A 25,946-nucleotide genomic window follows, 5' to 3' on the forward strand; every position below is an offset into this window, starting at 1 on the left:
GACGATGACGTCGGCAGAGTGGCCGATCCAGGTACAACCGATACCTGGGACTCGAGGAGGTGGCGGATGGCGAGACAGGAGCTGGCCCGTTTCCTGCGCGACCGGCGGGAGGATCTGCGCCCCGCCGACGTCGGCCTGCCCACCGGCCCACGCCGGCGAACGCCCGGCCTGCGCCGTGAGGAGGTCGCCGACCTGGCCAACATGTCCGTGGACTACTACGTACGGCTCGAGCAGGCGAGGGGCCCGCACCCGTCACCGCGGATCCTCGACTCGATCACCCGCGCGCTCCGGCTCGACCCGGCCGAGCGGACGCACCTCTTCCGGCTGGCCGGCGCGAACCCGACGCCGCCCGCCGGCCCGTCTCGTCAGGTCCGCCCGTACATCGCCGGACTGCTGCGCCGGATGCCCGAGGCTGGAGCCGTCGTCACCGACGCCACGTACGACGTGATCGCCTGGAACCCGCTGGCGGAGGCCCTGCTGGGCGACCTGAGGGAGGTGCCCAACCTGGCCCGCCGGCGGTTTCTGCGCCTCAGCCCCTATGAGATCTCGGGCGCCGAGGAGTTCGCCCGCATCGCGGTGGCCCGGCTGCGGAGCGCCGCCGACCGCTATCCCCGCGACGAGCGACTCGCCGGCCTGCTGGCGGAGCTGCATGCCGGCAGTGAGGAGTTCACCGAGGTCTGGAACACCGACCCGGTGCACACACCCGGCCACCGGGTGAAGACGGCGGCCCACCCGGAGCTCGGCCGGCTGCGTCTCAACTGCGACGTCCTCGCCGTCCCGGACGACGACCAGCAGGTCGTCTTCATCACCGCCGACCCGGGCACCGCCTCCGCCCGTGCCCTGCGCCATGTGCTCCGGCGTACCGCCTGAACGCCCTTCAGCCGGTCTGCTGCTCTCGCGCCAGCAGGGTGAGCAGGTGGGAGACGTCCTCGGCGGAGTTCACCGTGGCGCCGAACCTCGGGTACGCCCGGACGCCGGACCGTCCGTGGTGTGAGCGATACCACGACGCCCACCTGGTCCCGCCGGTCCGGCAGGAGAAGGCGATCCGGGGCTTGGTGGACGTGGCGGAGTCGGAGCATCGCGAGATGACGGCTCCCGTGGGTGCCCTGAAGTCCACGGTCGTGACGACCTGGATCGGCCCCCGGCCGCCCCTGGCATCCGGCTCGACCCTGCCTTCGGCCGTACAGCCCGACATGCGGCAAGTGCCGAAGTGGGTCCTCCCCGCCGTCCGCGGAAAGCTCACGTCGGGGTCGTAGGCGCCCTCGAGGTCTCCGGCCTCCTTCCGCAGCGTCGAGAAGAAGATGTCCGTGGCCGAGGAGGGCAGCGGTGTGACGTCGAAGGAGAACCCGTCGCCCTGGACGCGCAGGACGCGCGGCGATTCGCTCCTCGACAGGAAGTACGTCGACCCGGCGGTGGTCAGCCTGATCGCCTTGACGCCGTTCAGCGTGGTCCGCCGCACGGGCAGGTCGTCTGCCGCCTCCCGCAGGTTCTGTCCGAGCCGGCTCGGGGACAGGTCCCCGAGGCTCAGCTCCACGGCGTCGTACGGCGCCGTGGTCCAGGCGCCATCGGCACGGGCGGCCACGGCGGAGGACCGGCCGCTCGCCTTCCAGAAGCGCGAATCGGCCTTGAGGTAGGTCCTGCCACCGACGTCGATCCGGGCCACCTGTCCGGCACCGGCCGTATACGAGCCCCGTGCGGTGCCGGCCCTGGTGACGGTGAACATCGCATGGCCTCCGGCGTAGGTGCCGTTGAGGGCCAGGGCCGCCGTCTTGGTGAGGTTCCGGCCGGCCTCGTGCGCCGTCTTGACGGAAGGTGGATCGTCTCCCGTGACGCCGGCCACGGCGATCACCACCGCGACGAGGGCGGCGAGGGCCAGGACGAGGGCGACGGCCCGCCTCTTCGATGACGGAGCACCGATGTCGTACGACGGCGCGGGCGGCGGCCCCTCCAGCACGGCGGGACCGGCAAGATCTCTGGGTCCCCCACCATCGCCGGACCCGGGCCGTGGTTCTTGGTCGTCAGCCGGTCCACCGCCCACGGGCCCCCCTCGACTCGGTGATGTCGAGGCACGATACTTCGCCGGAATTGCCCGATATGCGACAGAGGCCCATCCGTTATCGGCTTTCGCCGGACACGGCGATGGTCCGTGACCGGGACCGCCGTCAACGCAGCGGCCGGACCTTGGCTGCGACGGCGGCGCGCTGCCTGACCCCGTACTTGGCGAGAATCCGCGAGACATGGGTCTTCACCGTCGTCGCGGCGATGCTCAGCCGGGCCGCGATCTCCTCATTGTCGAGGCCGTCCGCGATCAGGTAGGCGATCTGCCTCTCCCGTGGCGTCAGCTTCTCGTAGAGCTCGTCGCCCTCGACGACGGGACGGCTGAGGATGTCCATGAGCTCCGTCTGGAGCCGCTCGCAGGCATCCTTCACGACATCGCCCTGGGACCGGACCTCGCCCGGCGGGATCTTCTCCACCAGGGCATCGATCGTCAGCTGAAGAGAGCTGAGCCTGGTCGAGATGTCGGAGACGATCTCGGCGATCGACGTCGGCTTGGCATCGCGCGGATCGGCGCCCACGCCCAGGGCCCGGCGGTTGAGCTCGTCCTCCTGCTCGCGTGCCAGGGTCGTCGCCACCGATCGGGCGGTCCACTCGAACGCCCGTACGTGCTCGTCGGTGTAGGAGTCCGTTTCATACGACTGGATCGAGGCCAGGCCGATCGGGGAGTCCTCGCCCAGGATCGGCACCACCACCGCGTCGGCGGAGTCCAGCGTCTCCTCCCCGAACGACATCCCCTGGCGGAGGAGCCGGCCCTCGTCCTCGGCGATCGTGTACGGGCGCCTGTTCGCGAGGATCCAGGCGGCCATTCCATCATCGCCGTAGGTGTGAACCTCCGGATAGACGTATTTGTTGTCGTCATAGTTGTACGGGTAGACGATGGTGCGATCGCTCCGATAGAAGCCGACGTAAAAGGCGTCCACGCGGCAGATCTTGCCCATCGTGACCCGCCAGTAGTCGTACAGTGCATGACGGCCTCTGCCGCTGCGTGCTCTCAGCTTTCGGTCCGCGTCGCGGAGTATCACCGCGATGTCCGGCGTGAACGGATGTCCTTTGCTGGGCATGATCGAGAAAGCCTCCCGAAAGCGCGGCGAACCAAAATCATCGCGGCCCTTCCCGGACGGCGACAACCGCTTAAGTACATCTAAGTTGTACGCGTTGTCGCGGTAAAGATCGACCGCCTGGAGGACGCGGGCACGCGTTTCCTCGCCTAGCGTTTTCGCATGTCGTCCGGGCGCCGGACGGACGATCGGCGCCGTACGGGGAAGACGGCACACGGACCGCGGGCGTCTGGCGCGGGGGCGGAGACGTCAGGTCCGGCGGACCCGGCTGCCGGGTGGGGAGGCCGGCCCCGTGCCGACCGTGTCCGCGGTCGGCACGGGGACCGCGGCGGCCATCCGCGTGTGGCCCTCGCCGTACCCGGCGGTCCCAAAGTTTGATTTTCAAACCGTCTTGCGGTTACGGTCCACCCATGACCCCTTCGGTTGGATATTCAAACCGATCACGCATGGCCGCCTTCGTCGTGGTCCTGGCCGTGTTCATGACCAACCTCGACCTGTGGATCGTCAACGTGGCGCTGCCCGCGATGGGATCGGGCTTCGCCCACGGCGACCGTCCCGCGTCGTTGAGCGACCTGTCGTGGGTGCTCAACGCCTACGCCATCACCCTGGCCGCGCTGCTCGTCGTGATCGGGCGGGTCGGCGACCGCATCGGGCAGCGGCCGGTGTTCATCGCCGGGGTCGTGGTGTTCACCATCGCGTCGGCGGCCTGCGCGCTGGCGCCCAGCCTGTGGGTACTGGTCCTGGCCCGCGTGGTCCAGGCGGCCGGTGCCGCCGCCCAGCTGCCGACGTCGCTGGCGTTGCTGCTCGCCGCCGTACCGGCCGACCGGCGCACCGGGGCCACCCGTTCCTGGGCCGCGGTCGGCGGCCTGGCCGCCGCCGCGGGCCCCGTACTGGGCGGCCTGCTGGTGCAGATCGACTGGCGGTGGGTCTTCGTCGTGAACCTGCCGATCGGCGTACTCACCGTCATCGCGGGCCTGGCCGCCCTGCCCGCGCCCGCCGCGCGGGAGACCGGCCCGCTGCCCGACGTCTGGGGTGCCGTGCTCGTCACCGCGGCGGTCGGCGCGCTGACCGGTGCCCTCGTCGAGGCGCCCGGCTGGGGATGGACCTCCGGCCGTACGCTCGGCCTGCTCGCGGCGGCCCTCGCGGTCGGCGCGTGGTTCGGGCTGCGGTCCGCGCGCCACCCGAGTCCCCTGCTGGAGCTGCACCTTCTGCGCCTGCCCCGCTTCGGCATGGCCGGCCTCGGCACGTTCGTCTTCGGTGTCGCTTTCGCGATCATGCTGCTGTCGAACGTGCTGTGGTGCCAGGAGGTCTGGCACTGGAGCGCGCTGCGCACCGGCGTGGCCCTGGTGCCCGGTCCCGCCCTGGTGCCGATCGTGACCGCGCTGACCTCCCGTGCCGTACGCCGCTTCGGCCACGGCCCGCTGATCCTGGTGGGCGGCCTCCTGTTCGCCGCGGGCATGCTCTGGCGCACCGTTCTGGTCTCCAGCACGCCGGACTACGCACGCGACCTGCTTCCCAGCATGATCCTCACCGGGGCGGGAGTCGGCCTGACCATCGGCACGCTGATCGCCGCCGGGGTCCAGTCGCTGCCCGCCGACCGCGCCGCGACCGGATCCGCGCTGGTCAACTCGTTCCGCCAGATCTCCGCCACCGTCGGCGTCGCGGTGCTGGTCACCATCCTCGGCACCCGGGTCGGCGCCGGATCGGTCGACGACTTCCGCCTGGCCTGGGCCCTGGGTGCCGCGCTGGGCGTCGGGACCTCGGTCGTCGGCGCCCTGCTCCTGCGCACGCGTACGGCGGCGCCCGCCCTGGAGCCCGAGTACGCGGCGAAGGCCTGAGCCGAACAGGGGGCCCGCCTCAGCCCTACGGGCAGGGGGGTTCGTACGCGCGGCCGGGGACGTAACGGTGCCATTCCTGCCGGGTGATGGGCTGTCCGGTGGTGGCGCAGACGCGCGCGGCGGCTGTTTCGGGGGCGGTCTCCCACAGGCGTACGGTGCGGTCGTGGCCGCCTGCGGCGAGTGTGTGCCCGTCCGGGCTGAAGGCCACGGCCAGCACGCCCTTCGCCGGGCCGGTCAGCGTCGCCAGAGGGGCGGGGTCGCGCGGTCGCGTCAGGTCCCACAGCCAGACGGTGTCATCCGTGCTCCCGGCAGCCAGCACGTTCTGCTGCGGGGAGAAGGCGACGGAGTAGACATAGCCGACAGGCCCGAGGAGCGGCGGACCGAGGCTGTCCGGATGCCGGGGATCGGCGATGTCCCAGAGCCGGACCGTGCCGTCCGCGCCGCTCACGGCCAGGATGCGCCCATCATGGCTGAGCGCCACCGAGTACGCCTCGGTGGCGAAGCCTCCCACCACCGAGAGCGGTTTCGGGGCGGCCGGGCGCCGGATGTCCCACAGGTACGCCCGATGGCTGCCACTGGCCGCGCCGATGAGGGTGCCGTCATGGCTGAAGGCCGCCTGGTACACCGTGCCGGGATCCGGTGGCCGGAGTTCTCCCAGCGCGACGGGCCGGTCCGGCCGCGTGATGTCGATCAGATGGACCGCGCCGTCGTCGGAGGAGGCGGCGAGGAGGTGCCCGTCGTCGCTGATGGTCACCGACTCGATCAGCTCGCTCGCCGCACGGATCGGCGCGCCGATCCGGCCCGGACGGCCGGGGTCGTGGATGTTCCAGAGCTGGACGCTCCCGTCCACGTCGCCGACCGCGAACGTACGCCCGTCGGGGGTCAGCGCGCCGGATCCGGAGAACGTCCCGGCGTGGGGTGAGTTGACCAGAGGGCGGCCGATCCGCACCGGGTGCTGGAGATCGGCGGGATTCCACACGGTGAGGGTGTTGTCCCCGGCTCCGGGGCCGACGGCGAGCTTGTGCCCGTCGCCGTCGAAGTCCAGGGCGAACACCGAGTCCCGCGCCCCGGTGATGATCGGGCCGGGCAGGCTCCAGCCGCGGATCGTCCCGTCGTCGCCGAGCGTCACCAGCGAACCGGCCGAGGGGTACGAGGCGCCCATGACCGGGTTCGGATGCGGCAGTTGCTCCGTCGAACGCCGCGTGCGCAGGTCGTACACCCACAGCAGGTTGTCCGAGCTCCCCGCCGCCAGAGTCGTGCCGTCCGGGCCGAACGTCACCGTGTTGATCCAGCTGGCCGGGCCGGTAAGCGCCGGGCCGTCCGCCGAGGGGTGTGCCGGGTCGCCGATGTTCCACAGGTACACGCGGTGCTCGGCACCCGTGCCGGCCGCCAGGCGGCGGCCGTCGGGGCTGATGGCGATGGAGAAGACCTGACTGGCAGGGCCGCGGAGCGTACCCGCGGGGGTCGCGCGGCCGGACCCGGAGATCCTCCAGAGACGCACCGTCGCGTCGTTGCTCCCGGCGGCGAGCGTACGGCCGCCGGGCGTGAACGCCACGGCCCTGACCGCCTGCCGCGGCCCGGACAGCTCGGCCGTGGACGTCGTCCGGGCACGCGCGTCGAGATCCCAGAGGTAGACCGTCCTCCCGGCCGCCGCGGCCAGGTCGCGTCCCGAGGCGCTGATCGTGAGCGAGGCGACCGGCTGGTCGGGGCCGGACAGCGTGCCGGTACGGACGGGGTGGTACGGGTCGGCGGTGCTCCACAGGCGTACCCGGTCGCCGTCGGTGGCGGCGAGGGTCCGTCCGTCGTAACTGAGCGCCACGGAGGAGTCCGGCTCCGCCGGCAGCATGCCGGCCAGGACCGCACGGCCGTCCCCGCCGATCCTCCACAGCCATACCGCTCCCGGGTCCGTACGGCCCGCCAGCAGCCGGCCGTCTCCGCTCACCGCCATCGACCGGACCGGCCCCGAGGGCGCGCCCAGGCGCCAGGCGGCCGGGACGGCGGTGGAGTTGAGCAGGCTCGAACGCGCTTCGGGGGTCGGGGAGATCCGGTACGCGGCGAGCGCCAGCTGCGCGGCCAGCGGGACGTCCTTGCCGAGCAGCCGGTCCGCCTCGTCCGCGACCGTGCGGGACAGCGCCAGCGCCCGGTCCCGCTGCCCGGAGGCCCGCAACTGCCGCGCGTAGACGGTCACGCCCACCGCGAGCAGCGCCAGCACGGTGAGCAGCGCGGAGAGCTGGTGGCGGCGCTGGAGCCGGCGCCGTACGGCCCGTGTCTCGGCGGTGTCCCGCGCGACCGAGGCGTCGAGGAAGTCGCGCTCCAGAAGGCTGAGCCGCCCCCGGTGGGCACGGCTCTCGGCGTTCTCCCGTACCACCTGGAGCATGCCGCCCCGGTACAGGCCGTCCGGGTCGTAGCCGGACCGCTGCCAGTTGTGCGCCGCGACCGTGAGCCCGTGGTGCAGGCGGCGCCACGTACGGTCGGCGTCGAGCCAGCCGGTCAGCCGTGGCCAGGTCGTGAGCAGTGCCTCGTGCGTGATCTCGATGCTGTCGCCGTCCACCGTGATCAGACGCGAGTTGACGAACCGGTCCAGCACCTCCAGGACGGCGGCGGGCTCGGCGTCGCAGGCCGCCAGGAGCTCGGCACGCGAGACCCGGCGCCGGGTGTCCGCGGCGTCGTGGCCGGTGCGCACCAGACTCAGGAACAGCCGGCGGGCGATGTCCTTCTGCCCGGCGACCGACAGCTCGGCAAAGGCGTTCTCGGCGGTCCTGGTCACCGCGTCGCGGATGCCGCCCGTCGCCCGGTAGTGATCGAGGGTCAGGGTGCGCCCGGTGGCCTGGTCCCACGTCGCCAGCAGCGCGTGGGACAGCAGTGGGAGCGCCCCGGCCTCACTCATCGCGCCCGTGTAGGACGGCGAAAGGTCGTGCAGCAGCACCTCGACCAGAGCCGGCTCGACCGTGATCCTGTAGCGCCGGGCCGGCTCGGTGATCGCCTGGCGGAGCTCGGTCTCCGACATGGCCCCCACCACGAGCTGGGAGTCCTGAAGGATCGGCACCAGCCGCGGAACGCGCAGCGCCTGAAGGTAGAAGTCGGCGCGCATCCCGAACGCCACGACCGCGGGCGGTGCGGCGGCCGCGGAGCAGAGCGCCTCGATGAACGCCGCTCGCTCACCGTCGTCCTTGCACGAGGTGAACAGCTCCTCGAACTGGTCGGCCACGATCAGGACGCCGTCGCCGTCCCACGCGCCCGACCGGATCAGGTCTCCGCACCAGGCCGGATGCTCCATGAGCTCTTGGTCCAGCGCATCGGGTGCCCGGCCGAGGAGGTCGGCGAGCCGGCGCGCGAGCTCTCGTACGGGTCTCTCGCCCGGCGTGAGACTGACGTGTGCCCACGTGCCGTACAGCGGGGAGTCCGGGCGGCCCAGAGCGGGGATCAACCCGGCTCGCAGCAGGGAGGACTTCCCCGACCCGGAAGGGCCGACGACGATCATCGGACGGCCGAGCCGCCTGCTCCGCCCGGCCAGCTCGAGTAACTCGCCGGTCAGGGCCTCGCGTCCGCAGAAGGACTCGGCGTCCTCGGGCTCGTACGCGGCCAGGCCGCGAAACGGTGACGGGCTGCTCCTGGGACGCCGGCCCGGCATCGACCGCACCCGGTCGAGCGCGGCCCGCCATTGCCGCGTCTCCTCCGGGCTCGTGACGCCGCACAGGGCGAGCAGCTCGAACAGGACCGGATCCAGCTTCGGCGTCGGCAGGTGACGCCCGCCGAACCAGCCGCCCAGTGTCGCGACCGACACCTGCCCTGCCGGCCGCTGCCGCAGGTCACGGGCCACGTCCCTGATCGACAGGCCCGCCCGCCTGCGTAACCGGACCAGTGCGTGGGAGAAGTCCTTCGACGTGGCGATGAGCTCGGGATCCGGGCCGGGCTCGCCGACGTGGTCGTGATCGGATACAGGCATTCCCCAGACCCCTTCCCGGCGCCCATATCGGGCATATCCAGTTCAGCAGACACCGGGGAATGCGGTAGGGCAGGGCAATGTTCACTCCGCCCAAAAGTCGATCAACTGCTCTTCGGTAAGGCATACGGGTGACCCGCCGGGCATGGACCGGCCGGTGCCGAGCGCCCAGACGGTCATCAGAGTCAGGGCGAGCTGGTCGTCGTTGGTGGAGAACATCTGGCACGTGAGCTCATTCATAACTTTTCCGCGTTAACCGAAAGGGATCTCTGACGCGGGGTTCAGGCCGGCCCCGACCCGATATGCCCGGGTCGATCCGTGGCGCCCCAACGCCTCGGACCGACCCGGACCACACCGCCTCCCTCCGGACAGCCCCGGTAGGTCCGGTAAAGGAGCCGGTACGCTCGGTGAACACGACATGGCAGGCGAGAAGTCTCCTTCCTGCCTTTATGAGGTGTTCACAGCCAAGCGCGAATACACACGTCAGGCCATCCCCGGATTCCGGGATATCGGCGATGGATCCCCCGGACTTAAACTCGGCGAACATCGGAACCACCGGGCTACCCGATCGAGACGAATGAGACGGCCATGACATCGGACGGCGCGACTCCCGCCATGACACGCGTCACGGCACCTTCCGGGGACGTCATGGAGATCCCCGAACACGAGCAGCTGGTGTTCGGCCGGGGACCCGACGCCGACCTGGTGATCTCGACCGACCGTGGACTCTCCCGCCGCGCCGGGATGATCGGCACGGTACGCGGCGGTGCCTGGGTGGCCAACCTCAGTCAGACGCACGCGCTGTACGCCGAGAGCGACGGTTACCAGATCCGGCTGCCACCGATGGAGGCGCCGGGCGACCCGGCCGGCGGCTGGTTCATGCGGACGGGGACCACGCTGGTGGGCTCGCGGGCCATGCTCGACGAGGGTCACGCGATGCGCGTGACGGTGCTGGGCGCCACGGGCGTCCTGCCCGGGGGCCGGGGCGACCCGACGGTGGGCCGGCCGGACGAGGACTCGACGCTGCTTCCGATGTACCTGGATCCCAACACCAAGCTCTTCCTCGTCGCGCTTCTGTGGTGCCGGCCGTGGCTGGTCGACTCGAGCCGTACGACGCCGCTGCCACGGACCCCGGAGATCGCCCGTGCCGCGCTGGAGGTGACCGACGCCCACCACCAGCTGGAGCAGTTCGACAACGACCCGGTCTTCCGCGACCGGCTCGCGGCACGCGTCGGCGAACACGTGAAGGTCCTGCGACGCAAGATCAACTGCCGTGAGCTCGTCAAGAGCGGCACCCGGCTCTCCGACGAGGTGGTCGTCGGGGTGCTGATCGAGCACGCGATCATCACGTTCACCGACCTGAGCCGGCTCAGCGATCCCTCATGGTGCTCCCGCCAGGAGGACCTCTGGTGGGACCGTTCGCGCTGACCGCGGACGGCTCACAGGTTGTTGACGGTGAAGTCCGCGGTCATCTTGCGGACACCGGACACGCTCACCGTGACGTGGTGGGAGCCCACCGGGATCTTCCCCGAGTAGAACTCATGGCCCTGGTTGATCACGTAGTTGAAGGTGCCGCCGAAGTCGACCACCGGCATCTGCGGCGACACCCCGCTGCTGTCCACCTGGATGGAGACCTTGCGTCCGTGCTTCAGGCCGCTGCCGTGGACGACGAACGTGCTGTTGCCGTCGCCCATGCTCTGGTTCATCGTGATCTGTGGTTTGCCCGACGACTGCGACGAGCCGCCACCCGGGGGCGGGCCGGGCGGCGGGCCGCCGCCCTGCGGTCCTCCCTGGCGGCCGTTGTTCGAACCGGGCCCGCCGACCGCCCGGCCCAGGACGACGCCGAGCACCAGGAGCAGGGCGGCCACACCGGCCGCCACCGCCGAGATCACGACGATGCGCGTGACCCTGCCCTCCGGGGCGGACGCGCGGACCTTCTCTGGTTTGGTCGATTCGCGGGCCCGATCCTCGGTGCCGCCGGGAGGCGAGGACACGGAGCCGGCCGGCCGGCCGGACCCCTGGGGCTCATCGGCCTCCCCCGAGGACGTGGGAGAGTCCAGCGTGAAGTCCGCGGCGGGCTGGGAGCTCACGTGCGCGGAGGGCCGCATCTCCTGGCGGTACTCCTCGATCAGCGCGAGCGCGTCATCGGGCAGCGGTGCAGCGTCGAAGCCGTACTCCCCCGCCCCCTCCAGCTCCGGTGCCAGCCGGGCCAGCAGGGCGCTGGCCGTGGGACGCGCGGCCGCGTCGCGCTCCAGGCAGTCGGTTATCAGCTCGGCGACTTCCTTGGGCAGCCCGGCCAGGTCCGGTGGCTCGGTCGCCACCCGGAGCAGGACGTCGGTCACCGCCTCCCCCATGTACGGCGGATGCCCGGTGGCGGCGAACAGCAGGGTGGAACCGAGGGAGAACACATCGCTGGCCGACACCGTCTGACGGCTGTCGCGGGCCTGCTCGGGCGCCATGTACGCGGGCGTGCCCACCGCCTGGTGCGTCGCGGTGAAGCTGCTGCGCTCGGTCGCTCGCGCCACCCCGAAGTCGATGACCCGTGGCCCGTCCGCCGACACCAGGACGTTGGAGGGCTTCAGATCCCGGTGCACCAGCCCCGCGGCGTGGATCGAGGCCAGCGCCTCGGCGCAGCCCGCCGCCAGCCAGCGCAGGGCCGGGACCGGTAACGGCCCGCAGGCGTGTACGAGCTGGTCCAGAGAGGGCGCCGGAATGTAGGCCGTGGCCAGCCAGGGAACCTCGGCGTCCGGATCGGCCTCGACCACCCCGGCGGTGAAGACACCGCTCACCCGCCCCGCCGCCGCGACCTCGTGGGCGAAGCGGGTGCGGAAGTCGGCCTCGTCGGCGAACTCGCTCCTGATCGTCTTCACCGCGAACAGCCGGCTCGACGCGGATCTGCCCAGGTAGACCCGGCCCATCGCCCCGCTGCCCAGCCGTCCCAGCAACACGTAGCCACCGATCCGCTGGGGATCGTTGCGCGACAACGGCTCGAGGCGCGCGCGCCCTGACGCCATCCCTTCTCCTCCGCTCGGCAAGGACGAATGGCTCCATCTTCCCGGTTCTTTAGACAAAGCCAGACCCGTTCCCGCAACTTCCTGTCAGAGCCTGGTAAATCGGCCGGAGCGGGGTCGGCTTCCAGTGCTTTGATGCCTGTCACGGCCGCCTTGTTCGGGTGCGCGGTGCAGAGGCTGATCCCGATCGTCCACGCGAGGCCACCGGCCGGGCTCCGATGAGGACGCATATGTAGATCTACGCAAAACGCCGGTGCTCCTCCGGATACCCTTCCTCTCCACGGTGATTTTTTAGGAGGTGGCGGTACGGTGGCGGATACCCGCGCCTCTGACGCCTTCCATCCCCAGATGCCGAACGAAGCACGCATCGTCGACTACCTGCTGGGTGGCAAGGACAACTTCGCCGCCGACCGTGAGGCCGCCGAGCAGGCCATCGCGGTGGCCCCGGACCTGCCCGTGATGGCCCAGGAGAGCCGCAAGTTCCTGGGCCGGGCCGTGCGTTTCCTCGCCGAGGAGGGCATCCGGCAGTTCATCGACATCGGCTGCGGCCTGCCGACCCAGAACAACGCCCACGAGGTCGCCCAGGCGGTGGCGCCCGACTCACACGTGATGTACGTCGACATCGACCCGGTCGTCGTCAGCCACGCCCGCGCCATCCTCGCCGGCGACATGCATACCGGCGTCATCCAGGCCGACATGCGCGAGCCCGGCAAGATCCTCGCCCACCCCGACCTGCGCCGCCTCATCGACCTCGACCGGCCCGTCGCGATCCTGCTGCTCTCGGCGCTCCAAGCCATTCCCGAGGACGAGACGGCGCAGTACATCGTCGACCACCTGCGCGACGCCATCGTCCCGGGCAGCTGGATGGTGATCTCCCACCCCGTCTCCGACGACCGCGCCGAAGCCACCGGAGCGCTCGCCGCTCTCTTCCAGGACCGGGAGATCATCAAGGGGTCGCGCCGCCGCGCCAACGTCCGCACCCGTGCCGAGGTCGAGCCCTACTTCGAGGGTCTGAAGGTCGCGGCTCCGGGCATCACCCCAGTACCCGAGTGGCGCTCCGCCCCCGGCGAGTCCGGCGTCGACGCGGCGACGGGCTGGAGCATCGTCGGCGTCGGCCAGAAACCCTGAGCGTCCACTCACGGGCATGTCCGCGGAAAACCCGGTTCACCCCCGGTGGCCGGCCGGGGTACGGTTACCGCCATCCGAGATCGGCTCCCCGGAATGACGTCGCATGACGGGAGCACGCCGCGATGAGCGCGGTGCAGGAGGGGCGGCAGCCATTGCCCGCATGCCCTTCCGGAGGTCCGATCCCCCATGAACGTAGGTCTCGGTCTGCCCGTCGCCGACCCCTTTTCGCTCCTGTCCTGGGCCCGGCGCGCCGACGCCGGTCCCTTCACCACTCTCGGCCTGCTCGACCGCCTCGTCTACACCAACCCCGAGCCGCTGGTCACGCTGGCGGCCCTCGCCGGTGCCACCTCGCGGATCCGGGTGCAGACCGAGGTTCTGCTCGGGCCGCTGCGCGAGTCCGCCCTGCTCGCCAAGCAGACCGCGACCCTGGACGTGATGTCCGGCGGTCGCTTCACCCTCGGCATCGGAGTCGGCGGACGCGAGGACGACCATCGCGCCGCGGGCACGGACTTCCGTACCCGCGGTCACCGGTTCGACGAGCAACTCGCGACCATGCGGCGCGTCTGGTCCGGTGCGCCCTTCGGCGCCGGCCCGATCGGTCCTGCGCCCGTCCGTGACGGTGGCCCGGAGGTGCTGATCGGAGCCTTCAGGCCGGCGGCCCTCGAACGCGTCGCCCGCTGGGGTGACGGTTTCCTGTGCGCGGCCCCGCCCGCCATGGCCGACGGGCTGTTCCGCGCCGGCCTCGGCGCCGATGAGGTGATGCTCTACTGCTGGGCACGTGACCCCGACCAGGTCGACCGCCTCGCCGACGTGGTCGCCTGACGATCGGTACGATTTTCGCCACACAGGCATTTGGGAGAGGGCGATGAGGCCGCGTATCGGAATCTCCAGCTGCTTAATGGCCGACGAGGCCCGGTTCGACGGCGGCCACCCGCATAACCGGTTTCTCGCCGAGGAGCTGGGCGCGTACGTCGACTGGGTGCCTTACACCGCAGAGCTGGAGACAGGGATGGGCGCCCTGTGGGAGACCTGGCGCCTGACCGGCCAGAGCCGGCTGGTCGAATTCCTGTCCGCCGGGGCCACGCCGCCCACGCCTGCCGGCCTCGACGGCTACGTCACAAGGGCGGATCGGCCCGGCGTCGGGGGCATCCCGTCCTACGACGACGGCCACCGCGTCTTCTCCCGGCGGCTGACCACGGCGTTCCCCTTCCTTCCCGTCAGCGACGACCGCGTTCTCGGTGTCGCGGCGTCGCGTGAGCGCTTCGCCGAGCGGGTCTTCGCGGGCGCCCGGCTCCGCGAGCTGTTCTCGCGACCCTGGCGCCCCCGCGACCTCGTCGCCTTCCACACCCGGCACAAGCTGCAGATCCTCGCCCACGATCCGGCGCGCTACCGGCAGGCCGGCCGCCTCGTGGCCGAGGCGGGCAGCCGGCCGTGCCGCGAGACCGAGGCGGAGTACCGTCAGATCTTCGGCCGCGCGCTGGCGAGCAACGCCACGCGCGGCCGGAACGCCAACGCGATGCACCGGGCGTTCCGGCATGTCGGCAGGCGCCTCGACGATTCGCTGAGACAGGACGTTCTCGGCCAGATCCGTGCCTACGAACGCGGCGAGCTGCCCTTCAGCGCTCCGATCGTGACGCTGACCCGCCACGCGGCGGGTGAGGGACTGCACTGGGCGGCCGAGCAGACCTATCTGAACCCCGTCCCCGCCGATCTGCTCCGCCGACTTTGGAATGCCGATATGGCGCGCTAAGCACCGATTCGCCGACCGCCCGACGTCAAAGCCTGCGCCAAACCCCGGTTCACCAGGGGTCGTACCGGTGTTGGCTGGACTGGTTCACATGCCAGGCCGGACGAGGGGGAGCATGCCGGGCCAGCGCAAACCCGAGCTGAACATCACACAACTCATCGCCGGCGCCGGTGCCACGGTGACGGCGACGGTCGCGGCCTCCTACTTCGGGGTCGGCGGCACCCTCATCGGTGCCGGCGCGGTGAGCGTGCTGTCCACCGTCGGAGCCACGATCTACCAGCATTTCCTGGATCGCGGCAAGCAACGGATCGTCGCGAAGATCCCGGCACGTGTCGGCGCCGGGCGAGGCGGCGAGGTGGCGGACCCCGTCCCCACGGGCACGGGCGGCCGGCCATGGCCGAAGTGGTACGTCCTGTGCGGTGCCGCGGCCGGGATCTTCCTCGCGGTGATGGGACTCGTGACCGCCTTCGAGCTGTTCACCGGCAAGCCGCTTTCCAATACCGTGCAGGGCAGGAAGGGCCATGGCACGTCGGTCCATCCCGAGATCGGCCGCGTACGCCCGGCCCCCGGCCCGCAGGTCTCCGGCGAGGCCACCCCGGACGTTCGTGCGACGCCCTCGGCGAGCGCGACACCCGTACGGACACCGCGGTCCACGCCGACGCCCGCTCTCAGCGGCGCTCCGGATCTCGTCCCCGGGCCGCGGCCCACCCCCACCGCGCCGACCGCGCTCCCCACCCGATCGGCCCTCCCCCAGCAGCCCCTGCCGCCAGAGGACGCGGAGACCCCGTACGAGAGGTGAGAACGGCCTGTGCCGCCAGGCCGTTCTCACGGTCAGGTGTCAGCCGCGCGGGCGCGGGATCGAGCCGGTCTCCTGCTTGGGCGGCGTCTGGGTCCTGCCGGGGAACGTCGGCTTGGGCAGCGTCTCGACCTCTTTCTCGGCCTCCGCGAGCTGGCTCTTGGTGTCCGGCAGCTGCGGCGGGCTCGCGGCCGACGCGACTCCGAGGGCGGAGGTCAGGTCGCCGAAGGTCGAACGCCGCCAGGCACTGAGGTTGGGGATCGCCACACCGGTCAGCAGCTCGAGCAGGCGCAGCGTGGAGGTGTGGTCGAATTTGTCTCTCGCCACCCAGCCGCCCATGGTCCACGGCGAGACGAGGATGCAGGGCACGCGGAACCCGCCGCCGATCGGCAGGCTGTTCACGAACTCACCCGCGGTGCCCGCCTTGGGCACCGGCGGTGGCACGTGGTCGAACAGGCCGTCGTTCTCGTCGTAGTTGAGGATGAAGAGCGTCTTCTTCCACACGTCGGGGTTGGACGCGATGGCGTCGATCTTGCTGGCCACGTAGTCGGCGCCGGCCGCCGGCATGTAGTCCGGGTGCTCGGACTGCGTGCTGGTGGGGATGATCCAGGAGACCGTGGGCAGCTGGTCGTGGGCGGCGTCGTACTCGAACTGGCCCGCCGAGGAGACCTTCATGCCGCTCTTGTAGAGCGTCGAGGTCGTCGAGGCCTTCTGGAAGGCCCCGAAGTACTCCAGGACGTTGCAGCCGTAGTCGTCGGTCTCCTGGTAGACCTTCCACGGGACACCGGCGGTGGTCAGTGCCTCCGGATAGGTCTTCCAGCCGTACGGCGTCGGGTCGGCGTTGCTGATCACCGGGCCGCCCTTGGTGCCACCCGGGTCGATGCTCGCGCTCATGAGGTACAGACGGTTCGGCCAGGTGGGGCCCATGACCGAGCAGAAGTAGTTGTCGCAGATGGTGAACGACTCGGCCAGCGCGAACTGGAAGGGGATGTCGGCCCGCGTGTGGTAGCCCATCACGTACGGGCCGTTGGCGCCGTCGGCGGAGCGGTGCGCGGGCAGCCACTTGTCCATCTTCCCGTTGTTCCACGCCTGGTGCTGGACGCTCCAGCCGTGGTTCGTCGACGGGATCGCCTGGGCGCTGGTCTTGTGCGTGTCCAGGTGGAACGGGAGCAGGTACCCGGCCGCGTTGACGGTGTCGGGCTGGTAGAACACCGACTTTCCGGTGCTCAGCTTGATGGCGTTCGGGTCGGAGAAGCCGCGAACTCCGGGCAGCGTGCCGAAGTAATGGTCGAATGAACGGTTCTCCTGCATCAAGATGACGACGTGCTTGATGTCATTGAGCGAGGGGGCAGCCAGCCGTTCCGGCGTTTCGGCGAGTGCACGGCGGACATTGGAGGGGAGGAATTCGGCGGCGAACGTGGCGGCGGCCACGGCGCCGGCCGCGCCGAAAAGGCGTCGGCGGGTCAGGTCGGGCATCTGGCGCTCCCGTCTGGCAGGGGGATGCGAAGCACGATGGACACTGACTCGCGGGAAGGGCGGGCGCGGTTCGGCCAGATGAACGGCAGAGGACAAAAAGGTCAATACACGCGATATGTCTCCGCTACGGGGCAAGCCGTTGCCCCTGTCGCGCCGAATCGGGCCACTTAACCTGTTGTTAGGGATTTCGTCAGATGCCGGGGCTGAACGACACCCCATCGGCGCGCGTAAACTCCGCTGGGGCCCGGTCGCTCAACGCTCTCGGGGTGCGGCGATCCCCCGCCCGCCGTCGCCCGCCAACGACGCGGCACCCGAACCGGGCAGAAGCCGGCCGCCTGGAGCTCGCCGGACCCGACGGGTCACCACGGCCGATATCCGCACCTGACGGGATAGTCTCCGAGCACCGGATGGCGGCGAATTATGCGGGAACGACGTCGGAGGGGGAGGCATGCCAGGACAGGACTTCGAAGAACTGGCGGTCGCACTGGCGGAGATGGCCCGGGACCTGCTGGCGCAGGAGACGTTGCAGTCCACTCTGGACCGGATCTCCGAGCATGCGGTCGAGCTCGTCGACGGATGCGAGGCGGCGGGCATCTTGACGGTACGGCGCCGGGCGTCGGGCCGTGGCGGCTACCGTCACACCGTGCGGACCCTGGCCTGCACCGACGACCTCGTCGAAGCCTCGGACCAGTTGCAGGAAGAGGTCGGCGAAGGCCCCTGCTTCGACGCCACCCGCGACCGCCGGGAGGTGCTGCGGATCGCCGACATGAGTGACCAGGCCGAGCGCTGGCCGCTTTTCACCCCTCGCGCGCGCGAGCTGGGTATCGGCAGCATGATCGGGTTCATGCTGTTCACCAGCGAGCAGAACCTCGGGTCGCTGAACATGTACTCGCGGAGTCCAGGTGCCCTCACCGAGCGGTCCGAGCAGGTCGGATGGCTGCTGGCCTCGCACGCCGCGGTCGCCTTCGCGAGCGCGCGCTCCGGTGAGGATCTGCACGCCTCGATCGCCTCGCGCACCGACATCGGCCAGGCCACCGGCATCGTCATGGAACGCCACAAGGTCGCCGAGGACCAGGCGTTCGCGATGCTGTCAAAGGCATCCCAGGACAACAACATCAAACTGCGCGAGCTGGCGCGCCATGTCATCGACACCGGTGAGATCTCCGCCCTGCGCGTCTGAGAACACGCGGCCGCGTTGCGTCAATGCGCATTCGGGTTCCCCCGCGCGAGATTTCACCGAACGAATCGTTGACGGGGACTCACGCGTCTTTGAGGAGTTCGGCCTGAAGAGCGGCGAGGCTGCGACTGATGAGCCGGGAGACGTGCATCTGGGACAGGTTCATGAGTTCGGCTATCTCGGTCTGCGTCTTGTTGCCATAGAAGCGGTGCAGCAGAATCATGCGCTGCCGTTCCGGCAGCTTGTCCAGCAGCGGACGAAGGGCGATATGGTCGGCGGCCTCCTCGATCGCCGTGTCGTACTCGCCGAGGAGTTCACCGAAGGTCTCGGCGTCCTCACCGTCACCGACCGGCGTGTCGAGTGATATCGGGCGGTAGGCGTCGAACGTACCGACCACCTCGATGGCCTCCTCCTGGCTGATGTGGAGGATCTCGGCCAGCTCCGGCACGGTGGGTACCCGGTCGTGCTCGTGGAAGAAGTCCTGCCGGGCCTCGCGCATCTCCAGCCGGAGCTCCTGCAGGCGGCGGGGCATGCGGAGCAGCCAGGTACGGTCGCGGAAGTGCCGTTTCACCTCGCCGGTCATGGTCGGCGCGGCGTACGCGAGAAACCTCTCGCCGCGGGACACGTCGAAGCGGTTGATGGCCTTGACCAGGCCCAGCATGGCGGCCTGCTGCACGTCTTCGATGGGCTCGCCGTACTGCGCGTAACGGCGCGCGATGCCGCGGGCTATCGGCAGGTGCATTCGCACGAGTTCGGTACGGATCCGCTCACGCCGCGGGTCTTTGTCCTGCAGTGAGCCGAGCTCGTCCAGCAGGGCCTCGGCGTGGCCGTCGTCGTAATCAGTGCGGGTAGACAAAGCGCGGGCTCCCGACCGGTCGACCGTGAGGGCCGCGCTGCAGGACCCGCCCACCCGGCGGTTAACCCGAGCGGTACTCTTCCCACCCTCTACCACGGACCGCCGGATGACAAACGCCGATTAGGCCTTAGGTCCTGTCTCAAAGTCCTCGGTCTGGGCCCCGCCCGGTCTGGGCCCCGCCCGGTCTGGGCCCCGCCCGGTCTGGGCCCCGCCCGGTCTGGAGCCCGCCCGGTCTGGGTCCCACCCACCTGGAGCCCACCCACCTGGAGCCCACCCACCTGGAGCCCACCCACCTGGAGCCCACCCACCTGGAGCCCACCCACCTGGAGCCCACCCACCTGGAGCCCACCCACCTGGAGCCCACCCACCTGGAGCCCACCCACCTGGAGCCCACCCACCTGGAGCCCACCCACCTGGAGCCCACCCACCTGGAGCCCACCCACCTGGAGCCCACCCGCCTGGAGCCCACCCGCCTGGAGCCCACCCGCCTGGAGCCCACCCGCCTGGAGCCCACCCGCCTGGAGCCCACCCGCCTGGAGCCCACCCGCCTGGAGCCCACCCGCCTGGAGCCCACCCGCCTGGAGCCCACCCGCCTGGAGCCCACCCGCCTGGAGCCCACCCGCCTGGAGCCCACCCGCCTGGAGCCCACCCGCCTGGAGCCCACCCGCCTGGAGCCCACCCGCCTGGAGCCCACCCGCCTGGAGCCCACCCGCCCGGGGGTGCCATCCCACTCTCATTGTCCAGCCGGAACAGCGACGGGCGAAAGTAGAGCGGGGTTCTGTGGATAACCCCGCCCAGGCACCCGCCCAAGCGGCGCCACACGGCAACAGGATGACTACGAGACAGGACCTAGTCGACCTCGGCGCTGCCGCTGACGCGAAGCTTGCGGCGGGCCCGTTCGTAGAACGTGGTGCCGCCGAGGCGTACGACCTGGGCGGCGGCGCGTAGTGCGGTGACGGCCAGCCGGTCGCCGGGTGACAGGTGCGCGACGACCTCACCGTCCACCTCCACGGCGAGCTCGCCGGAGACCGGCAGCACGTCCAGCTCGACCCCCTCATCGGCGGAGAGCATGATCGCGCGGTTGAACGCCGAGTGCGCCGCCGCGGGGATCACGAGGAAACCCTCGACCGTGGGCGAGACGATCGGGCCGCCCGCGGAGAAGCTGTACGCGGTCGACCCGGTGGAGGTCGCCACGATGACGGCGTCCGCGGAGTAGCGGACGAAGCGCTGGTTCTCCACCGAGACCTCCAGCGCCGCCATGCCATCGCCCGGGATCCTGACCAGGGCGATGTCGTTGAAGGCGGTCGCGAGGTTTCCGTCGGGCAGCTCGGCGCACACCGCCATACGCGGCTCGACCGTGAACCGGTGTCCGTCGATCGCGGTCAGCGCGCGTGCCAGATCATCGACGTTGATCTCGGCGAGAAACCCCAGCCGGCCGAGGTTCACGCCCAGCACCGGCGTGGACGGCCCGGCCGCGAGCCGCATGGTGCGCAGCATCGTGCCGTCTCCGCCCAGGCTCACGAGCAGGTCGGCGCGCTCGATCAGCTCCTCCGGCGGCACCGGCACGGCGCTGCAGTCGATCCGGCCGATCTCGTCCGGCAGGCCGAGGACCGTCCCGGCCCTGCCCCCGGCCCACTCGATGATCGCGTCGATCGCGACCTTCGAATCGCGCTGCGGATGCAGCACGAGCCCGAGAGTGTTCACCATGCCCATGCGAGAACTCTACGGGGGCGGCGCGCCACCCGCCGAACCTCCGATCAGAGCGGGATGGCCCGTTCGGCGGGGCCGACCCAGATGCGTGTGATCCGTGAGACGTACCGGCCGCCCGCCAGGTCCCCGGGAACGGCCAGGTGCGGCCCGTCGGTCTCCAGCGACCTGCCGTCCATCGACGCGGCGATCACCACGTCGTTGTGTCCGTAGTGAGCGTCGATCTCGCCCCACGAGAACACCGTCGTGTGCCCGTCCGCCCCGGTCACCGCGAGCAGGAAGCGCAGCCGGTCCTTCGTGATCAGCGGGTCGAACCGCGGGCCCGCCGCCAGGGCCAGATCGGCCAGCAGCGGCCCGGTGAAGGTGTGACGGCGCGGTCCCTCGCGTGCGCAGACGTACTCCGCCTCGATCGTGTACTGCGGCAGGTCGCGCAGTGCGGTGACCGGAAACGATCGAGGGCGTTCCACGTCGCCCGCCAGCCGGACGTACGCGGGGGGCGATCGGGGTGCCGGGACGGGATTACGTTCGGAGATGGCGTCGGTCATGGAGCCTCCCGACGGGCGGCGATCCCGTCGCGGAACCTTTTCGCACCGGCCGTCCGTGTAAGCGATTCCGCATCCTCCACCCGGTTCAAACCTGCCGTACGGCCTCGTCCGGATTTTTCGTATCCGGCCCTTGCATTCCGGCCGCGCCCGGTCGTCTCATTGGGACTACCGAGACGTCCGGCTCGATGCCGGACGGACGCATGGGAGATGGACGCAGATGTCGATCACAACGGCGGACGAGAGGGTCAGCGGCTTCGTATCGAGCCCACGGCAGATGTTCATCGGCGGGCAGTGGACGGAGGCGGCGTCGGGCAAGACGTTCGCCACACCGGACCCCGCCACCGGCGAGACGCTCGCCAACGTCGCCGAGGGTGACGCGGAGGACATCGACCGGGCGATACGCGCGGCGCGCGCGGCGTTCGACGACGGCCCCTGGTCACGGATGACCCCCTCGGATCGCGGCCGGCTGATCTGGAGGATCGGTGACCTGATCCTCGAGCACGCGGACGAGCTGGCGCAGCTCGAGTCGATGGACAACGGCAAGCCGTACACGGTCGCGCGAGCCGCCGACATCCCGCTGGCCGCCGACCTGTTCCACTACATGGCCGGCTGGGCGACGAAGATCGAGGGCAACACGATCAACATCTCGGTGCCCATCGCACCGGGCGCGAACTTCCACTCGTACACGCTGCGGGAGCCGGTGGGAGTGGTCGGCCAGATCATCCCGTGGAACTTCCCGCTGCTGATGGCGGCCTGGAAGATCGGCCCCGCGCTCACCACCGGAAACACCCTGATCCTGAAGCCGGCGGAGCAGACTCCGCTGACCGCCCTGCGGCTCGCCGAGCTGATCCAGGAGGCCGGCGTACCGGACGGCGTGGTCAACGTCGTCCCCGGGTACGGCGAGACCGCGGGCGCGCGGCTGGCCGCCCACCCGGACGTCGACAAGGTGGCCTTCACCGGCTCCACCGAGGTCGGCCGGCTGATCGTGCAGGCCGCCGCAGGCAACCTGAAGAAGGTCTCGCTGGAGCTCGGCGGCAAGAGTCCCAACATCGTCTTCGACGACGCCGACTCCTCGGCGGTGGAGGGCGCCGCGAACGCGATCTTCTTCAACCACGGCCAGTGCTGCGTGGCCGGATCACGGCTCTTCGTGCACCAGAGCCGGTTCGACGAGGTCATCGAGGGCGTCGCCGACATCGCCAAGTCCATCAAGCTCGGGCCGGGCATGGACTCGGCCACCCAGATGGGCCCGCTGGTCTCCGAGGAGCAGCTGAGCCGGGTCACCGGCTACCTCGACGCCGGACGCGACGAAGGCGCGACGACCGTCGTCGGCGGCGGCCGGTACGGCGACCGCGGCTACTTCGTCGAGCCGACCGTGCTCACCGGCACTCGCAGCGACATGAAGGTCGTCCGCGAGGAGATCTTCGGGCCGGTCGTCGTCGCCCAGCCTTTCAGCGACCTGGACGAGATCGCCGCCCAGGCCAACGACACCGACTACGGGCTCGGCGCCGGCATCTGGACCAAGGACATCTCCAAGGCGCACGCCCTGGCCAAGAAGATCCGGGCGGGCACCGTCTGGATCAACTGCTACAACGTCTTCGACTCGGCGCTGCCGTTCGGCGGCTACAAGCAGTCCGGGTGGGGTCGGGAGATGGGTCACGAGGTCCTCAACAACTACACCGAGGTCAAGGCGGTGACGGCCCAGTTGTAGCCACGGCGGGGCGGCGTCACGGCGCCGCCCCCCGCTCACCGGGCCATCGCGAGCACCTCGTCGAGGAAGGCCAGCGTGGCGACCGCCGTCTCGTAGCGCCATCCGGCCAGGGTGCGGTCGAACCCGACCGCCCGGTCGCGGTCGGCCCGCAGCGCACGGGCGATCGGCTCGATGACGGAACGTTGCGCGTTCAGCAGCGCCGAGGCGTCCGCGCCGGCCCGGTCGAGCATGGCCAGCTTGACCATGAGGTCCGATCGCACGTCGCGTACGTGACCGACCGGCTGCGACAACCACCAGCGCACCGCGGCCGTACCGTCCGGCGTCACCCGCATCACCGTACGTGCCGGGCCGTGCGTGGTGGACTCGACGCCCGCCTCCGCCACCAGCCCGAGTTCGCGGAGGCGTTGCAGCCCGCGGTACACGACCGCGCGGCGCAGCCACCACACGCGCCCGAGCTCACCCTCCGGACCGGCCAGCGTCGCGATCGCGAATCCGTGCGTCGGCCCCTCGCCGACCAGGCACAGCACCAGCCACTCGGCGAGCGACAACGCCGGAACCCCAGACCTGCCCACGGCGTCAACCCTAGGGCGTGTCCGAGGAAGGGGACATGAACCGACGAGATCGTCGTGCGTACGCTGTGGCGGCGACATTGCAAGGGGGATGAGCGCGGAGGACGTCGTGACCGCGTCGCTGGCGGGCCTCGAACGCGGTGAGGTCGTCTGCGTGCCGGGGCTGACCGAACCGGAGGCGGTGACGCGTCTGGCAGAGGTGCGTACGGCCGGCACCCCGGAGCCCGCCGCCCGTTACGCGGCCCGGTAGCCGATACACCGTCGAGTAACATGCCTGCTTGAGTAAGTAGTCCCAATGTGACTACCGAGGGATGGGAGCGTCCGGTTGCTGGACGTACGGCGTCTGCAGATCTTCTCGGCCGTGGCCGAGCATGGCTCGTTCGCGGCCGCCGCCAAGACGTTGTTCATGACGCCGTCGGCGGTGTCGCAGCAGCTGGCCCTGCTCGAACGCCAGCTGGGGCTGGCCCTGATGGTCCGCGGCCCGCGGGGAGTACGGCCCACCGAGGCCGGGCGGGTCCTGGCCGAACGCAGCGTCGCCCTGCTGGCGAACGTCGCCGACCTCGAACACGAGATGCGTGACCTGGACGCCGCCTCGACGCGTGTGCGGCTGGCCGCGTTCCCGACGGCGGGCGCCGACCTGATCCCGCGCGTGATGCGTGCCTGCCAGGAGCGCTTTCCCGGCGTACGGGTCGAGCTGCGGTCGGTGCATGCCGCCGACATGGCGGCGCGCCTGCGGGAGGGCGGCGTCCATCTCGGCCTGGTGTGGGACTACGACTTCGCCCCGCGGGCGTTCGCGACCGACATCGAGCGGATCCCCCTCGCCGACGACCCGCTGTACGTCCTGTTCTCCGCCGATCATCCGCTGGCCGGAGAGCGACGGGTCAGGCTGTCCGACCTGGCCGGGGAGAGCTGGGTCGTGCGCTCCCACCGCCCGCCGTACGACGAGGCGTTCTCGACCATGTGCCGGCTTTCGGGGTTCGAGCCCGACATCGGCTTCGTCACCGACGACTACCAGGGCGCGCAGGGACTGGTCGCCGCGGGCATCGGGATCAGCGTGGTACCCCGCATGTCGCTGGTCTCCCGCCATCCCGGCGTGGTGCCGGTGCCGCTGGCCGCACCGGCGCCCCATCGGCGCATCGCCGCGCTCCGGTCGCCCCATGCCGGTCACCCGAAGGCCGCCGGGCAGCTGCTCGACGTGCTGCGGGACGGCATCACCGTGGGAGGACCGGGGTGATCGTCCTCGACGACGGACCCGGATCGGGCATGCTCGCCGGGTTGCTACGCGACGGTCAGCCGAACACCTCTCTGGTCGATCACATGGTCGAGGACATCGCTCAGCAGATCATCCTCGGCGGCCTGCGGCCGGGCGCCGACCTCAACTCCGTGGAGCTCGCCCGCCACTACGGCAGCAGCCGCACTCCGGTACGCGAGGCACTGCTGACGCTCCAGCGTGAGGGCCTGGTGGAGATCCCGGCCCGCCGCCGGCCCCGCGTCGCGCTGATGACCCTCGACCAGGTACGCGACGTGTACCAGGTGCGAGCCGCCCTGCGCGGCCTGGTCAGCGAACTGATCGTACGAAGCTGCGACGAGGACGGCCTGACCACGCTGGGCGACTGGCTGGCCCGGCTGCGCGCGGACGCCGAGTGCGGTGACGTCGACGCGTACTTCTGGCACAACGTCGGCTACCACCAGGCCGAGGCGGACCTGGCCGGCAACCGCCAGCTGGCCCGGCTGCTGGGCTCGCTGAGCCTGCGCATCCTCCAGCTGCACCACCTGAGCCTGTCCGCTCCGGGCCGCCTCACCCGCTCCCTGAACGACCACGAACGCCTGCTGAACGCCTATGCCGACCGCGACGCGCCACTGGCCGTCGCCATCACGCGATCCATCGTGAGCTCCGGCTATCAGGCCGTCGAAAGCTCGCTCAGTTAGCCCCACGAGGGGCCCTTTCGGCATTGTGGACTTATTGGCACGATAGAGCGCCGAGCGCGTCATTTCGCAAGTCTGCTTCTCGCCACCACAGGGGCTCTGGCCACCGGCTCACCGGCGTTCGCCCAGGTCCCCGCGTGGGGCGGTGGTGGCTGTTGTGGCTTCCACAGTTCGTCCCACAACTTCTCACGGCACCAGAGCCGCGACTGGAACGGGAGTGAGAACTCCAGCCTTAAAAGGGTCCGGCTCCACATCAACAACCGGAACAACAACATCGCCGTCGCCCGTCCCGGCGGGGGCGGTCTCGGGCTGGGGCTCCTCGAACTCGAGTCCGGCGCCCCCGAAATCGGCATCCCCGATCTGGCCGGGGACGGCGATGACGGAGGAGCCGGAGATGACGGCG

General features: G+C 70.6%; 22 protein-coding genes. 12 read left to right on the forward strand and 10 right to left on the reverse strand.

What is annotated here, in order from left to right:
• The first annotated feature begins 66 nt into the window (after positions 1–66).
• Complete coding sequence (locus FB559_RS11090) at positions 67–870, forward strand: helix-turn-helix transcriptional regulator (RefSeq protein ID WP_141955536.1); 804 nt, start codon at positions 67–69, stop codon at positions 868–870.
• A 7-nt stretch (positions 871–877) separates the two neighbouring features.
• Here FB559_RS11090 and FB559_RS11095 read toward each other — a convergent pair whose 3' ends face one another.
• Together FB559_RS11095 and FB559_RS11100 are read right to left on the reverse strand one after the other, a co-directional pair.
• The gene (locus FB559_RS11095; protein ID WP_141955537.1) at positions 878–1,954 is read right to left on the reverse strand and encodes a hypothetical protein; all 1,077 of its coding nucleotides are present in this window, start codon (positions 1,952–1,954) and stop codon (positions 878–880) included.
• A 208-nt stretch (positions 1,955–2,162) separates the two neighbouring features.
• The gene (locus tag FB559_RS11100) at positions 2,163–3,119 is read right to left on the reverse strand and encodes a LuxR C-terminal-related transcriptional regulator (RefSeq protein WP_246121513.1); all 957 of its coding nucleotides are present in this window, start codon (positions 3,117–3,119) and stop codon (positions 2,163–2,165) included.
• A 407-nt stretch (positions 3,120–3,526) separates the two neighbouring features.
• Between FB559_RS11100 and FB559_RS11105 the strand changes: the two genes are divergently transcribed.
• Positions 3,527–4,954, forward strand: coding sequence for an MFS transporter (locus FB559_RS11105; protein WP_141955538.1), 1,428 nt, complete (start codon positions 3,527–3,529; stop codon positions 4,952–4,954).
• A gap of 25 nt (positions 4,955–4,979) precedes the next feature.
• Here the strand turns inward: FB559_RS11105 and FB559_RS11110 are convergent, their stop codons facing one another.
• Positions 4,980–8,900, reverse strand: coding sequence for an nSTAND1 domain-containing NTPase (locus FB559_RS11110; protein ID WP_141955539.1), 3,921 nt, complete (start codon positions 8,898–8,900; stop codon positions 4,980–4,982).
• A gap of 81 nt (positions 8,901–8,981) precedes the next feature.
• Positions 8,982–9,137 carry a hypothetical protein gene (locus FB559_RS43785; RefSeq protein ID WP_185792146.1) on the reverse strand — a complete coding sequence of 52 codons (156 nt, stop codon included), beginning with the start codon at positions 9,135–9,137 and terminating at the stop codon, positions 8,982–8,984.
• Positions 9,138–9,485: 348 nt separating this feature from the next.
• Here FB559_RS43785 and FB559_RS11115 point away from each other — a divergent pair, with 348 nt between their 5' ends.
• Complete coding sequence (locus FB559_RS11115) at positions 9,486–10,325, forward strand: FHA domain-containing protein (protein ID WP_141955540.1); 840 nt, start codon at positions 9,486–9,488, stop codon at positions 10,323–10,325.
• An 11-nt stretch (positions 10,326–10,336) separates the two neighbouring features.
• On the opposite strand, the gene FB559_RS11120 is transcribed toward FB559_RS11115, so the two are convergent.
• Positions 10,337–11,911, reverse strand: coding sequence for a serine/threonine protein kinase (locus FB559_RS11120; RefSeq protein ID WP_141955541.1), 1,575 nt, complete (start codon positions 11,909–11,911; stop codon positions 10,337–10,339).
• Between the two features lie 306 nt (positions 11,912–12,217).
• On the opposite strand from FB559_RS11120, the gene FB559_RS11125 reads away from it, so the two are divergent.
• The 4 genes from FB559_RS11125 (at position 12,218) to FB559_RS11140 (ending at position 15,582) form a co-directional block, all read left to right on the forward strand.
• A complete protein-coding gene (locus FB559_RS11125) occupies positions 12,218–13,036 on the forward strand; it encodes an SAM-dependent methyltransferase (protein ID WP_281286248.1) in 819 nt (272 codons plus the stop codon).
• Positions 13,037–13,222: 186 nt separating this feature from the next.
• Positions 13,223–13,858 (forward strand): LLM class flavin-dependent oxidoreductase, encoded by a 636-nt coding sequence (locus tag FB559_RS11130; protein WP_141955543.1) that lies wholly within the window; start codon positions 13,223–13,225, stop codon positions 13,856–13,858.
• Positions 13,859–13,934: 76 nt separating this feature from the next.
• The gene (locus FB559_RS46160) at positions 13,935–14,786 is read left to right on the forward strand and encodes a YbgA family protein (protein ID WP_185792147.1); all 852 of its coding nucleotides are present in this window, start codon (positions 13,935–13,937) and stop codon (positions 14,784–14,786) included.
• A gap of 112 nt (positions 14,787–14,898) precedes the next feature.
• On the forward strand, positions 14,899–15,582 hold the full coding sequence (locus FB559_RS11140; protein ID WP_141955545.1) for a hypothetical protein: 684 nt from the start codon (positions 14,899–14,901) through the stop codon (positions 15,580–15,582).
• Positions 15,583–15,621: 39 nt separating this feature from the next.
• Here the strand turns inward: FB559_RS11140 and FB559_RS11145 are convergent, their stop codons facing one another.
• Positions 15,622–17,055: an alkaline phosphatase family protein gene (locus tag FB559_RS11145; protein WP_141955546.1), complete on the reverse strand. Its 1,434-nt coding sequence runs from the start codon at positions 17,053–17,055 to the stop codon at positions 15,622–15,624.
• A 448-nt stretch (positions 17,056–17,503) separates the two neighbouring features.
• On the opposite strand from FB559_RS11145, the gene FB559_RS11150 reads away from it, so the two are divergent.
• Positions 17,504–18,235, forward strand: coding sequence for a GAF and ANTAR domain-containing protein (locus tag FB559_RS11150; protein WP_141955547.1), 732 nt, complete (start codon positions 17,504–17,506; stop codon positions 18,233–18,235).
• A 79-nt stretch (positions 18,236–18,314) separates the two neighbouring features.
• Here FB559_RS11150 and FB559_RS11155 read toward each other — a convergent pair whose 3' ends face one another.
• The 3 genes from FB559_RS11155 to FB559_RS11170 form a co-directional block, all read right to left on the reverse strand.
• Complete coding sequence (locus FB559_RS11155) at positions 18,315–19,088, reverse strand: SigB/SigF/SigG family RNA polymerase sigma factor (RefSeq protein WP_246121514.1); 774 nt, start codon at positions 19,086–19,088, stop codon at positions 18,315–18,317.
• 849 nt (positions 19,089–19,937) lie between these two features.
• Complete coding sequence (locus FB559_RS11165) at positions 19,938–20,801, reverse strand: NAD(+)/NADH kinase (RefSeq protein WP_141955548.1); 864 nt, start codon at positions 20,799–20,801, stop codon at positions 19,938–19,940.
• Between the two features lie 44 nt (positions 20,802–20,845).
• Positions 20,846–21,340: a molybdopterin-dependent oxidoreductase gene (locus FB559_RS11170; protein ID WP_141955549.1), complete on the reverse strand. Its 495-nt coding sequence runs from the start codon at positions 21,338–21,340 to the stop codon at positions 20,846–20,848.
• Between the two features lie 217 nt (positions 21,341–21,557).
• Here FB559_RS11170 and FB559_RS11175 point away from each other — a divergent pair, with 217 nt between their 5' ends.
• Positions 21,558–23,048 (forward strand): aldehyde dehydrogenase family protein, encoded by a 1,491-nt coding sequence (locus tag FB559_RS11175; protein ID WP_141955550.1) that lies wholly within the window; start codon positions 21,558–21,560, stop codon positions 23,046–23,048.
• A gap of 35 nt (positions 23,049–23,083) precedes the next feature.
• On the opposite strand, the gene FB559_RS11180 is transcribed toward FB559_RS11175, so the two are convergent.
• A complete protein-coding gene (locus FB559_RS11180) occupies positions 23,084–23,620 on the reverse strand; it encodes a PadR family transcriptional regulator (protein ID WP_185792148.1) in 537 nt (178 codons plus the stop codon).
• Between the two features lie 88 nt (positions 23,621–23,708).
• Here FB559_RS11180 and FB559_RS11185 point away from each other — a divergent pair, with 88 nt between their 5' ends.
• The 3 genes from FB559_RS11185 to FB559_RS11195 all read left to right on the forward strand — a co-directional run bounded on the left by FB559_RS11185 (position 23,709) and on the right by FB559_RS11195 (position 25,546).
• Entirely contained in the window at positions 23,709–23,867 is a 159-nt protein-coding gene (locus FB559_RS11185; protein WP_221639971.1) for a hypothetical protein, read from the forward strand.
• A 75-nt stretch (positions 23,868–23,942) separates the two neighbouring features.
• Positions 23,943–24,851 (forward strand): LysR family transcriptional regulator, encoded by a 909-nt coding sequence (locus FB559_RS11190; RefSeq protein ID WP_141955552.1) that lies wholly within the window; start codon positions 23,943–23,945, stop codon positions 24,849–24,851.
• Complete coding sequence (locus FB559_RS11195; RefSeq protein ID WP_221639973.1) at positions 24,848–25,546, forward strand: GntR family transcriptional regulator; 699 nt, start codon at positions 24,848–24,850, stop codon at positions 25,544–25,546. The genes FB559_RS11190 and FB559_RS11195 overlap by 4 nt, the downstream gene beginning before the upstream one ends.
• Positions 25,547–25,946 lie beyond the last annotated feature (400 nt).

The organism is Actinoallomurus bryophytorum (genome assembly GCF_006716425.1).
Taxonomy (GTDB): Bacteria; Actinomycetota; Actinomycetes; order Streptosporangiales; family Streptosporangiaceae; genus Actinoallomurus; species Actinoallomurus bryophytorum.